The sequence below is a fragment of the Streptococcus sp. 343_SSPC genome (assembly GCF_001072385.1).
Taxonomy (GTDB): Bacteria; Bacillota; Bacilli; order Lactobacillales; family Streptococcaceae; genus Streptococcus.
Genome location: NZ_JVKU01000012.1, coordinates 24503 through 36795, shown reverse-complemented (window position 1 = coordinate 36795; position 12293 = coordinate 24503). Strand labels below are relative to the sequence as shown.

Annotated in this window: 13 protein-coding genes; 2 read left to right on the top strand and 11 right to left on the bottom strand. The window is 43.3% G+C overall.

Features of this window, described 5'->3' with window-relative positions; genetic code table 11:
• Positions 1-14: 14 nt before the first annotated feature.
• The 5 genes from ADH27_RS02750 to ADH27_RS02730 form a co-directional block, all read right to left on the bottom strand.
• On the bottom strand, positions 15-713 hold the full coding sequence (locus tag ADH27_RS02750) for a 3-oxoacyl-ACP reductase (RefSeq protein WP_048715492.1): 699 nt from the start codon (positions 711-713) through the stop codon (positions 15-17).
• Positions 706-942 carry a DUF2829 domain-containing protein gene (locus ADH27_RS02745; RefSeq protein ID WP_000141913.1) on the bottom strand — a complete coding sequence of 79 codons (237 nt, stop codon included), beginning with the start codon at positions 940-942 and terminating at the stop codon, positions 706-708. The genes ADH27_RS02750 and ADH27_RS02745 overlap by 8 nt, the downstream gene beginning before the upstream one ends.
• A gap of 102 nt (positions 943-1044) precedes the next feature.
• Positions 1045-1875 (bottom strand): hypothetical protein, encoded by an 831-nt coding sequence (locus ADH27_RS02740; RefSeq protein WP_048715490.1) that lies wholly within the window; start codon positions 1873-1875, stop codon positions 1045-1047.
• Positions 1872-2672: a hypothetical protein gene (locus ADH27_RS02735; protein ID WP_048715488.1), complete on the bottom strand. Its 801-nt coding sequence runs from the start codon at positions 2670-2672 to the stop codon at positions 1872-1874. Before ADH27_RS02735 ends, ADH27_RS02740 begins: the two co-directional genes overlap by 4 nt.
• Positions 2669-2995, bottom strand: coding sequence for a PadR family transcriptional regulator (locus tag ADH27_RS02730; protein WP_048715486.1), 327 nt, complete (start codon positions 2993-2995; stop codon positions 2669-2671). Before ADH27_RS02730 ends, ADH27_RS02735 begins: the two co-directional genes overlap by 4 nt.
• Positions 2996-3229: 234 nt before the next feature.
• Between ADH27_RS02730 and ADH27_RS02725 the strand changes: the two genes are divergently transcribed.
• On the top strand, positions 3230-5194 hold the full coding sequence (locus tag ADH27_RS02725) for a peptide ABC transporter substrate-binding protein (RefSeq protein WP_048715484.1): 1965 nt from the start codon (positions 3230-3232) through the stop codon (positions 5192-5194).
• 88 nt (positions 5195-5282) lie between these two features.
• Here the strand turns inward: ADH27_RS02725 and ADH27_RS02720 are convergent, their stop codons facing one another.
• The 3 genes from ADH27_RS02720 to ADH27_RS02710 form a co-directional block, all read right to left on the bottom strand.
• Positions 5283-7286 (bottom strand): FtsX-like permease family protein, encoded by a 2004-nt coding sequence (locus ADH27_RS02720; RefSeq protein WP_048715482.1) that lies wholly within the window; start codon positions 7284-7286, stop codon positions 5283-5285.
• On the bottom strand, positions 7279-8046 hold the full coding sequence (locus ADH27_RS02715; protein ID WP_048715480.1) for an ABC transporter ATP-binding protein: 768 nt from the start codon (positions 8044-8046) through the stop codon (positions 7279-7281). Before ADH27_RS02715 ends, ADH27_RS02720 begins: the two co-directional genes overlap by 8 nt.
• A gap of 175 nt (positions 8047-8221) precedes the next feature.
• Positions 8222-8479, bottom strand: a complete 258-nt coding sequence (locus ADH27_RS02710; protein ID WP_003006102.1) for a SemiSWEET family transporter — start codon at positions 8477-8479, stop codon at positions 8222-8224.
• A gap of 280 nt (positions 8480-8759) precedes the next feature.
• On the opposite strand from ADH27_RS02710, the gene ADH27_RS02705 reads away from it, so the two are divergent.
• Positions 8760-9023 (top strand): SemiSWEET family transporter, encoded by a 264-nt coding sequence (locus ADH27_RS02705; RefSeq protein WP_003012241.1) that lies wholly within the window; start codon positions 8760-8762, stop codon positions 9021-9023.
• Positions 9024-9392: 369 nt separating this feature from the next.
• Here ADH27_RS02705 and ADH27_RS02700 read toward each other — a convergent pair whose 3' ends face one another.
• Genes ADH27_RS02700 through ADH27_RS10485 form a run of 3 tightly spaced genes read right to left on the bottom strand, consistent with a single transcriptional unit; the run spans position 9393 to position 12281 of the window.
• Positions 9393-11378, bottom strand: a complete 1986-nt coding sequence (locus ADH27_RS02700) for an FtsX-like permease family protein (RefSeq protein WP_048715478.1) — start codon at positions 11376-11378, stop codon at positions 9393-9395.
• Positions 11379-12137, bottom strand: coding sequence for an ABC transporter ATP-binding protein (locus ADH27_RS02695; RefSeq protein ID WP_006596750.1), 759 nt, complete (start codon positions 12135-12137; stop codon positions 11379-11381).
• Positions 12138-12152: 15 nt separating this feature from the next.
• On the bottom strand, positions 12153-12281 hold the full coding sequence (locus ADH27_RS10485) for a hypothetical protein (protein ID WP_023022528.1): 129 nt from the start codon (positions 12279-12281) through the stop codon (positions 12153-12155).
• Positions 12282-12293: the final 12 nt, after the last annotated feature.

Below are 12293 nucleotides of genomic sequence, written 5' to 3'. Positions count from 1 at the left end.
GCTTTCTCAGTTCTCTATTTCAAACTCCAGCCACCATCAATCGTCAGGATTTGTCCCTGCATGGCAGAGGCCTTCCCACTAGCCAAAAAGAGACTGACTTCTGCCACTTCCTCTGGCTCAATCCAGCGTTTGATAGGCGTTTCACTGGCTACCCAGTCTGCTAAACCTCCTGGTTCAAAATCCGCTGCGGTCATGCCTGTTTTAACGGCCCCAGGAGCAATGCCAAAGACTTGAATGCCAGATTCTGCATAATCCAACGCCAGCTGTTTGGTAAAGCCTGCTAGAGCATGCTTGGAGGAGGTATAAGCGTGACCACCGCCTCCCGCTAGGTTAGAAGCAATGGAGCACATGTTGATGATGATTCCTTGCTTCTTATCCAACATTTGAGTCAGATAATGCCGTGTCAGCTCTACCGGAGTCACATAGTTGATCTCAAAGCTCTCCTGAATCTCTTGAGCGCTTTGCTCAAGGAGCGGTTTGTAGTCATCCAAGACCCCAGCCGTATTGCACAAGACGTCGACCTCAGGACACCAGTCAAAAATCGGCGTCAAATCAAGAGTTAAGTCCCGCTGCAAGAAGTGAAAATCACCAGCCAATTGGGGATCAGCTCCCTGATCCACGCCATAAACCTGGTAGCCCTTTTCTAGAAAGAGGCGAGCTTGAGCCAGACCGATCCCGGAACTCACGCCCGTAATCAAGACCTGTCTAGTCATGGACTTCCACCCAATCTGTCGCTAAGACATCACAAGGAGTTGGACTCCACATGGAAAAGCCTTCGCCCTCACCAGAAACGTTAATGAGGAAATAAGGGGTCACTTCCAGAGCCACTCCATTTTGCTCGATGGTATCAAAGAGTTGGACATAGTTCTCAGCACCACCCCAACCAGTACGTACATACTTCTTTTTTGCCTTTAGTCCAGGCAAGATTTCTTCAAATGTCATGATCTTCTCCTTTGATTCATACTCCCTTTCATTATAACAAAAATCAAGCTTGCTCGTTGCTTTTCAACAGCAAAAAGGAGGAGCTTCCTCCCCCTTTTCACTCTATTCTGCATGTTCTGTCTTGTTCTTTTTCAAGGCACGAATCGTGAACCAATAGTAAATCATCAATCCTATAACGATGATCACCGTCGGCAAAATGATGGTCATGCTAGAATTCTGAATCCCTTGGGCCAAAGTCCAACGATGCAAGAATCCCACAACTAAGAAGGCCAGAATAGGAAAGATGAAGGCACGAGCAAACTCCTCTTTCCACTGCCAGAGGATAAGTCCTGCACTAGCCCCTGTCATGATGAAGGTATCCCATGGACTAGGTACCGTCAACCAACCTAGAGTTGGCAAGAAACGGACCCCTACTATTTCACTGATGAAATAGATCCCAAGGACGAGAACGACTGCCACATAGAGTGCTTTTTTTAACTTTTCTTCTGCAAAAATAAGGCGACGTAGGAGATAAAATAGTAACCCAACGGCTAAAAGTCCCAAAATACTATCCGTTAGATAGACGAGGGGCTTAAGAACCAGGACTGCTTGCGAGGCAAACTCACTTAAAAGGCGATAAAAAATCACAATTCCCGAGACAATCGCCCCATACTTCAGAACAGACCGCGTAGATTCTTTAGGCATATTCTCAATGATTAGGTCTGCCATTCCCTTAGGATCCTGTCCAAAATAGTCCTTGGCCGTCAATCCATCTCCACTTGCTTGCGCAAAATCAAGCGCTAGATTATAGACCTGCTCTCTTAAAGCTTTTTCCTCATATAAGAAGCCAGCAAAATTGAAATAATCCCAGAGATCTTGGAAATAAGCTTGGTCCTCCAGGCTAAAAGTTTGAACCAAAGCCTGCGTTTCTTCATAATAAATAGCTGATGTCATGATGTTTCCCCCTTTCTTTGGAGACGAAATACAATGAAGGACAAGACTAGTCCTATCAGAGGGAGTAGCCAGCGTAATAAATTAGCAGTTCCTGGATTCACAAAGCGAACACAGCATCCAGTTACAAAGAAAGTCACTCCCATGACCAGTAGGCTAACAGCAAGCCGTCCCTGATTTCTATAGGTCATGATCGTAAATCCAAGAAGAACCAGAAAAGCCAGAACAATCGCCCAACCATCTGGCAAAAGGATACTTCGATTCAGACTCAAATGGTCAGAAAACACGCGCTCTATCCTAGGAGACAGGATCAAACTAATCACACTGATAACAAGAGCCCAAGGCCACTTGATTTCCCCATAGCTCTGCTTGGACCAAAGCCACATCATAAATTGACTGTACACAAAGAAAATAAGTAGATCTAGCAGGTATGTTAAGGGAGCAATCACTAGTGGCAGCATCCAGGCAAAATCCATTACAAACCGCATGCCAACGAAAATCGTTCCAAGAATCAAGAATAACCCCACATAAGAACCTAGCCTGCGTCTAGGTAACTCCGAGAGAACTTGGTCCATCATGGCCCTTGGATCCTTTCCAAAATAATCCACTGCCCGATTGCCCTCTTTCTCAGCAACTTTTAAATCGCAAACCATATTGTAGAGCTGTTCACCCAGTAGCTCATCATCATAAAAATAGGACTTCACTCCAATATAAGCTATCATTTTTTTCATATAGGATTGATTGTCCTTATTTAGGTTCATCAATTCGGCTGACATTTTTTCTGTATAATCTTCGATCATGCTTCCCCCTCCTTTTTCACGCGTTCTACTTTAATGACCAGATCCTGCCACTGGTACCAAAATTCCTCTAGGCGCTCTCTTCCTTCCATGGTTAGAGAGAAATATTTGCGATCAGGTCCACCCGGAGAGGGCCTCATCTCTCCTACGATGACTCCCTGCTTCTCTAGCTTCTGAAGCAAGGGATAAACGGTCCCCGCAACTATCTTATCGAAGCCGGTTTCCTTGAGACTTTGGATCAATTCATAGCCATAAATAGATTTTTTTGAAATAATTTCTAAAACACAACCTTCCAGGACACCCTTGAGCAATTGCGACTCTTTCATCCTGCTCCCCCTTCTATACCGCCTCTTTTTGGCTAGTTTGTTTTACATACTAGTCCTTTCATTATTAGTATACTCCTCCTTAGCTAGTTTGTAAAGCATAATAGTTAAAAATACTGCATGAAACTCTATAAAAACGAACATTATGACTAAATATACAATTAATTTCAAAAAAAATTTGCTTTTTATAAAAAAAGGTGTATAATAATACAAAATCTTTATTAAAGGAGATAAGTGATGAAAAAATCTAAACTAGCTTTCCTTGCAGGTGTCACGGCTGCTTCAGCCCTGTTCCTTGCTTCTTGTGGATCATCTGCAAAGTCTTCTCAGACGAACACTTTTTCATACGTGTATAGCACTGATCCAGACTCTTTGAACTACCTCCTTTCAAACCGTTCAACAACAAGTGATGTCACAACTAATTTAGTAGATGGACTTTTTGAAAACGACCAATACGGTAACTTGGTCCCTGCCCTAGCAGAAGATTGGTCTGTTTCTAAGGATGGATTGACTTATACTTACAAACTTCGTAAAGATGCAAAATGGTATGACTCAGAAGGGAACGAATATGCAGATGTCACTGCACAGGACTTCGTCACTTCTCTGAAATACGTAGCGGACAACAAATCAGATGCCCTCTACTTGGTTCAAAACTCAGTAGCCGGCCTGGATGACTATGTCACCGGTAAAAATACGGACTTCTCTAAAGTTGGAGTCAAAGCTGTTGACGACCATACCCTCCAATACACTTTGGCTCAACCTGAATCTTTCTGGAATTCTAAATTGACAACTTCGACCATGATGCCCGTCAATGAAAAATTCCTTAAGTCTGCAGGTAAAGACTTTGGTAGCGTCAAACCTTCTGGAATCCTCTACAACGGTCCTTACTACTTGAAATCCTTCACTTCAAAATCGTTGATGGAGTTCACCAAGAACGAGAACTACTACGACAAAGACAATGTGAAGATCGATGATATCAAATTGACCTACTTCGATGGTTCTGACCAAGACTACCTGGCTCGTAACTTCTCTGATGGAAACTTGACCACTGCGCGTCTCTTCCCAACGAGCTCAACCTTCAGTACCATTGAGAAAAAATTCAAGGACAATATCGTTTATTCACCACAAGATGCGACTGTCTACTATGTCTACTTCAACGTAAACCGTCAAAACTACGGTCATACTGAGAAAACAACAGACGACCAGAAGAACCAAACCAAAACAGCTCTTCAAAACAAAAACTTCCGTCAAGCCATCAACTTTGCCCTTGATCGTACTTCACTAAGTGCCCAATCAAACGGGAAAGATGGTGCTAGCAAAACCCTTCGTACGCTTCTTGTACCTCCAACATTTGTGCAAGTGGACAACAAAGACTTCGGTACTGTTGTTGAAGAAAAACTTGCTGCAACAGGAGATGATTGGAAGGATGTCAGCCTAGCTGATGCGCAAGATAGCATGTTCAATGCGGACAAGGCTAAAGCACAATTTGCTAAAGCCAAAGAAGAGCTCCAAGCACAAGGTGTTCAATTCCCAATCCACATCGACTATGTGGTTGACCAGTCTTCTGCTAGCATTGTGCAACAAGCTGATTCAATGAAAGACTCCATCGAAAAAACATTAGGAAAAGAAAATGTTGTCGTGGATGTTCAGAAATTGTCTACGGAAGATGCGGACAATGCAACCTACTTCGCTCAAAGTCCTGATCAAAAAGACTTTGATATGGATATCGCTGGTTGGGGACCTGACTTCCAAGATCCATCAACTTACTTGGATATCTTCAATCCAGTCGATGGTTCAGCCTTAGCAGGTATGGGAATCAATCCGGCAACTGACCAAGCCCTAATTGAAAAACTAGGTTTGAACGAGTACAAACAACTATTGGATGATGCCAATGCAGAACAATTGGATACCAAAACTCGTTATGAAAAATATGCTGTTGCTCAAGCTTGGTTGACAGACAATGCCTTTGCACTTCCTGTCTACTCTAAAGGTGCTGTTCCTTCTATCACGAAGATCAAACCATTTACAAAAGCCTTCTCCTTGATTGGTATCAAAGACGGGGCTAGCTACTACAAGTACATGGAATTACAAAGTGATACAGTCACAACGGCTGACTACGACAAAGCTTATAAGAATTGGTTGAAAGAAAAAGAAGAAACCAATAAAAAAGCACAAGAAGAACTTGCAAAACACGTCAAATAATGGTTGACGTCAAAACACCGAGGATCAAATCCTCGGTGTTTTTTGTTCAGCAACTTGTCTCATTTTTCAATCCTTGACAGAGACATCGCTATCGCACGACAATCTTCCGATAACTTCTAGAAGTTAGAAGAAAGACGAGGACATAAGAGATGAAAAAGACAGCGCAGATAGAAAGAGTTGTTTGAAGGACCAAGCCCGCATTGGTCGCTCCTAAGATGGCTACGATCTTCGCGATCATCTTGTAGGCTACTCCTAGGTATAGGAAGGAGAAGAATAGAGGAAGGAAAAAGACGGTGAGAATCTGTTTGCGAATGGTGGTGCCGGTTTGCTTTTGGTCCAATCCTACTTGTTGCAAGATCACAAAATTATCCCGATCCTCATGACCCTCTGAAATCTGTTTGTAGTAAATGACGAGTACTGTAGCTAATAGAAAGATGACTGATAGGAAAATCCCGATAAAGAGGAGAGTCCCTGCTGTTTCACGCCACTCCTTCTCTATACTGTATCGTTCATATCCACCAAAATAAGTCGCACCATATTGACTCATTTTGTCTGTCGAATACAGCTCTTTGGTCACGCCACCAGTAAAATCTTTGTTGTCTTTATTTTTGGCATTAATAGAGAATTCTAAATTCTTATCAACTTTTAGACCCAGTTGGTTCAAGTCAGGAAGAACAAGGTACAAGCCCATTTGGTGTTGAAACAGGGCGTTTTGTGGGATCTTCCCTTGGATAAAGTTGGAGTCTAGTTTTTGTTTAATCGTGAAGGTCTTCCCATTGATTTCTAATTGTGCGTCTAATCTTCCAGGATACTGATACCCATAGGCTAGGATTTCATTTTCCCCAAGCTCAACTTTTTGACCCGTTAGTTGCTCGTAAGTTGCCTGATCAAAAAAGTAGACTGTTCCCTCTGTCTTCATCTCCTGATCAGCTTCTTGATAGGACTGCTCAAACACCTCTAAGCTCCTTCCATCAATCTTTCGAATTTCAGCAGACCAGTATGTTGTCTGTGCCACCTGATAATCTGATAGATGTGTCACATCGGCTGTTTTCTTAATTTGGGCTTGAACATCCTCAATAACCGTTTCTGTCTCAGCATCTGAAGGCATATGCCCCACACTAATCATGTAATCAGAAGGGTAAACAGTATCTAGGTAATTCTGCCCTCCAATAAAGATATTGAGCGACCCGGTTAAGGTGACCAAGACCATGGTGGAAAGAATACTAATGGTCGCGAGGCCCGCTGCATTTTTTCGCATCCGAGCTATTAAGTTAGAGACGGATATAAAATTCTCTGGCTTGTAATAATAGGATTTCCGACCTTTGAGAAATCTTAAGAAGGTAATGGATCCTGCATTGAATAAGAGATAAGTCGCCAGAATGACCAAAATGACAGCAATAAAGAATCCTTGAACAGCCGCTACCGGACGCTCAACGGTTAGCGCTATATAAAAAGCAATTCCTAAGAGCCCAAGTCCTAACAGAGTTTGGACCAGCAAGAAGCGTCCCTTCTTCTCTCCTGCTTTTTTCTGTTGCATGAGGTGGAGGGAACTGTAGCGCAAGAGACGGAAAGAATTCAACAAAAGAATGAGACCAAAAGCTAAGGCTAACCCAAGTAAAGTGTTAAGAACAGCCTCTATCTGGAAGGTTGATTGAATGACGACTGGTAGCCCCATACATTTTAGGAGCAAGGCAAAAATCAAGCGATCAAACAAGAGTCCCAAGCCCAGTCCTACTCCAACTGTGAGAACATAGAAGGAGAGCAGTTCCCATAAGGTCATGACGAGAAGGTGCTTCTTCTCCATCCCCAAAACACTGTACAGTCCCAATTCTTTGGAACGATTTTTCATGACATAGCCATTGGCATAAGCCACTAAAATGATGACGACTAATTGGACAACGAAACTACCAAAACCAAGAACAGTTCTCGCCGCTCCCCCTCCGTAAGAATCCTCTAAATGAGGGGTCGATGACAAGGCGATAAAACTATAAAGGATCATAGTCGTTAAAATAACAGCCAAGGCAAAGGGATAATAGAGCTTGCGATTTTGTTTGAGGTTGGAAAGAGCTAATTTACTTGTTAATTTAAACATCACGATCCTCCTTTCCCGCCATGACCGTCAAGGTATCTGAGATTTCTTGGAACATCTGACGCTCTGTTTTTTCCCCACGGAAAATCTGGTTGTAAAGGATCCCATCCTTGATGAAGAGCACGCGCTTAGCCCTCGCTGCCGCTGCAGTTGAGTGGGTCACCATGAGGATAGTTTGGCCCATGCTATTGATATCTTCAAAGACATCTAGCAAAGCAGCTGAAGACTTAGAATCCAGCGCCCCTGTTGGCTCATCAGCGAGAAGGATTTCAGGTGAGGTGATAATGGCCCGTGCTACAGCCACCCGTTGCTTTTGCCCACCAGAGATCTCGTAAGGGTATTTTTCTAAGAGCTGGTGAATGCCCAACTCCCGACTGACGCTATCGACCTTACTCATCATTTCCTTGACCGGTCTGCGTGAGAGGACTAGAGGGAGAAGGATATTGTCCTTGACGGACAAGGTATCCAGCAGGTTGAAGTCTTGAAAGACAAAGCCTAGTTTTTCCCGACGGAAGCTTGAAGCATCCTTGTTCTTGATGGTTGAGGTGTCAGTCCCGTTGAGGTAGACCCGCCCTTCGGTCGGCTGGTCCAGCATGGCTAGGATATTGAGAAGGGTCGATTTCCCGGAGCCTGATTCCCCCATGATGGCGACGTACTCCCCTTTTTCCACGGTGAAGTGAATATCTTTCAATGCTTCGACCTGCGTCCCTTGAAAGCGGGTTTTGTAGATTTTTTTCACATGTTGTACATCTAATAAGGCCATTTTTATTCTCCATTTCCATCTAGTTATACGATTGACTTCCATAAAACTTTTTACACCTCTATTGTAACCATTTGGAGAGAGATCTACAATAAGCTAACCTTTCATTTTTACCCTGATTTCTTACATTTCTGTAAGGTATTAAAAAACTAGCTTCCTTGCGGGAGCTAGTTTCTTCTTATAAAGCTGTGATGGCTGTGATCAAACCAAAGATGATCCCTGGTGCATTGGCTGCAGCAAGTGGGATATCGCGTTCTTTTTTGAAGAGTCCATAATAGACCCAAAGGCTACAGTTGATAGCGGCAACTAAAGGTTGGACAAAGTTTCCTTTGTGACCAGCGAGGTTATCCATGATTTGTGGGAAGTAAGACACATACATCATCACAGACATAAAGGTTGCAACCCAACCAAGAATTTTCATTTGTTTTTCATTCATTTTCAAAATACCTTTCATTTTTTAAGTACGCACTATTCTAACGCTTGTCCTCTTAAAATTCAAGTACTTTTTTCAACTGTTACCGAACTGTAAAGTGTCACAATCTTGTGATTTTGCAGGAAGATGGATTTCTTTTTGAGTGAATTTTCTCTCTAGTTGCCATTTTTTGACACTTTGTCTAATTCTTTTACAAATGTGATCGTTTTCATTTTGCGTAGCATGCAAATTAATTGCATTTTCTTCCTACTTATGCTATTTTGATACACAGAGGTAAAATTTTATGAATAAACAAAAAATCAACCAAATCGTTGGCTCGATCGGTGCCTTTATTGGGATTATCGTTTTCATTGCCTACATCCCACAAATTATTGCTAATTTACAGGGAAATAAGGCCCAACCTTTCCAACCCTTGTCAGCTGCTATTTCTTGCTTGATCTGGGTCATTTATGGTTGGACAAAGGAACCTAAAAAAGACTGGATTTTGATCATTCCGAATTCGGCAGGTGTCATCCTAGGGGGATTGACTTTCCTTACATCACTTTAATAGAAAGTGAACAAAGACTGAACTCTACGGGTTCAGTCTTTTTTGTGTATCCCTTTGAAAAACAAAAACAATCGCAGTCGGTTTTCGTACAAAAAAGCCCGCTATGAGCAAGCTAAAAAAATTGACAATTCTTTTCTTTGAATAACCTATGCTGGATTATTGTGCAAAAATATCCAAATAATATCTGATTATTATTAGAGTATATTGAAACTTTCCGCTGTGAGAAAAGTGCCTGAAATAATTATGTTTCAGGCACTCGGAATTATTGAGACCTTAGGCTCAATAATTAGTCATGGAACTTCTTCGAAGTTCGCTGACGTCCGTACTCACCTAAGGAAAGTTTCCAATATGATTTGAGCTTCTCTTTTCCTAAATCTGCACAATCTTACGGTAACTCCGAGAGGTGATCCAAAAGACGATCAGGTAGGTGACGAGAAAGACGGCACAGACACTGAGGGTCACGATGAGGACTTGGCCACTATTGATGACACCGAGCACTTTGAGAATGAGACGAATCATATGATAGGCAAAGGCCAGGTGGACAAAGGCAAAGATGAGGGGAAGGAAGAAGACGGTCCGCACTTGACGGTTGATAGTCCGTTTGACCTCGTTTTCATCAAGCCCCACCTGTTGGAGGATGACGAAGCGGTCACGGTCTTCATAACCTTCCGAGATTTGCTTGTAGTAGATGACGATGACCGTTCCGACCATAAAGATCAGTGACAAGAAAATCCCGATAAAGAAGATGCCACCAAAGAGGCTATTCAACTCTGCCACATCATTGGCTCGGTTACCTCCATAGACAAATGTTCCTTGGCCCTGTTGACTGCTCAATTCATCGATCATCTTATCATAGCTAGCTGCCAGCTTGAGTTGCTGGTCTTCACCGACATTGACATTGAATCCACCATAGATATTGGTATAGATGGCAAGATTTGGAAATTGGGCGATAAAGGCTGAGAGATCTGGAACGATTAGGTAATTGAAATCCTCCGTCAGCATGTTATACATGTTGGGCAAGTGATCTGTGATAAAATCCTTGGTCACTTCTTCCTTTACTTGGAAGTCTTGGCCATTGATAGTAAACTGCTTTTGGCCTTTGAGAGCCTCGTTATGAGCAAAGAGGATAACTTGGTTGCCAGTCAGATCGGCCTCTTCTCCTGTCATCTGCTCATAGCTAGCTGCGTCAAAGACCATAAAGACGGTTTTGGGAGTGACGCTGCGTTCGTCAGCTGGATAGACCGTAAAGTCTGTGCCCTTTTGGGATTTGATTCCAAAGTTGGCATAGGTCATCAGGTCACGATTCTTGATTTCAAGCTGGTGCTCAGAAGCAAATTCATCAAATTTCTGATTGATTTGCTCCAGGTCTACCCCTTTTCCTTGGACAGAGAAATCATGAGGAGCCATAATTTTCTTGACCATTTCGCCACCAACATAGATGTTGGTCGCAGCAGAGATGGTCACTAGCACCATGGTTGAGAGGATGGCAATAGTCGCAAGTCCCACTGCATTTTTCTTCATGCGATAGATGAGGTTAGAGACCGAGATCATATTGTTGGGTTGGTAATAATAGCCCTTCTTTTTCTTAAGCAGATGCAAGAAGACGGTGATCCCAGCATTAAAGAGCAGGTAGGTTCCGATCATGACCAAGACAACCGCTAGAAAGAAAATCACAATCGCAGACAATGGGTCTTTGACTGACAAAGCCAGGTAGTAGCCAAAACTAAGAGAAACTAAACCCAGGATGGTTTGGGGCCACAAGAAGCGGGATTTCTTTTCACCACTAGCCTTCTCACGCGTCAACTGCAGGGCATTCAAACGGAGAATTCGCCAAGCATTGAGAAAAACTAGGAGGCCAAAGATGAGACCAAAGGTGACAAAGACCAAGATGACAATCCCAGGTTGGAAGGTGGATACCAGCTGGACCTTCATCTTCATGAGTTTCAAGAGAAAGGCAAAGATCAGCTTGTCAAAGAGAGCCCCGATCAACACTCCGCTTGAGATAGTCAAAAAGCCAAAGATCAAGAGTTCCTTGAAAATCATGCTGATGAGATGGCGCTTCTCAAGGCCCAGCATGCTGTAGATCCCCAGTTCCTTGGAGCGGTTTTTCATGACGAAGCTATTGGCATAGAGCACAATGATGGCCCCCGCAGCGTTGACCACAAACAGTCCCAAGCCTAGGGTGAAGAGCATGGGAGATCCCCCTCGAAGTTTTGAAATATGGGGATTAAAGGTCAGGGAGTCAAAGAGGTAGGCGATGGTCACTGCGAGAATGACTGCAATCGCAAAGGGATAATAAAGCTTGCGGTTCTTGATCAGATTAGAGCAAGCTAATTTAGTGGTTAATCGAAACATCTACTCCACCTCACTTGCCATGACCGTTAGGGTATCCGAGATTTCTTGGAACATCTGACGCTCTGTCTTTTCCCCGCGGAAGATCTGGTTGTAGAGAATCCCGTCCTTGATAAAGAGCACGCGCTTGGCCCGAGCTGCCGCTGCGGTTGAGTGGGTCACCATAAGAATGGTTTGCCCCATGGTATTGATATCTTCAAAGACATCTAGTAAAGCAGCCGAAGACTTGGAATCCAGCGCCCCTGTTGGCTCATCAGCAAGGAGAATTTCAGGTGAGGTGATGATGGCCCGTGCTACAGCCACCCGTTGTTTTTGCCCACCAGAAATTTCGTAAGGATATTTCTCTAGAAGTTGGTGAATGCCCAACTCTCGACTCACGCTATCAACCTTGCTCATCATTTCCTTGACGGGTCTGCGAGAAAGGACCAAAGGTAAGAGGATATTGTCCTTGACGGACAAGGTGTCGAGCAGGTTGAAGTCTTGAAAGACAAAGCCTAGTTTTTCCCGACGGAAGCTCGAAGCGTCCTTGTTCTTGATGGTCGAGGTATCGGTGCCATTGAGGTAGACTCGTCCTTCCGTCGGCTGGTCCAGCATGGCTAAGATATTGAGGAGGGTCGATTTCCCAGATCCTGATTCCCCCATGATGGCGACATACTCCCCTTTTTCAACAGTGAAGTGAATATCCTTTAAGGCTTCAACCTGCGTCCCTTGAAAGCGGGTTTTGTAGATTTTTTTGATATGTTGAACGTCTAGTAATGACATACTTTTCTCCTTATACTAGTAGATCAAGAAAAATTCTTGGGTTTGTTGTAGGACTTGGCGACCAAATTCCGCCTTTTCCAAATCGGTTTTCTTATTTGGTTTCTTAATCTTTTTGGGTTCTTTCATCCATTTCAAGAGTTTCATTTTCTTGACCTC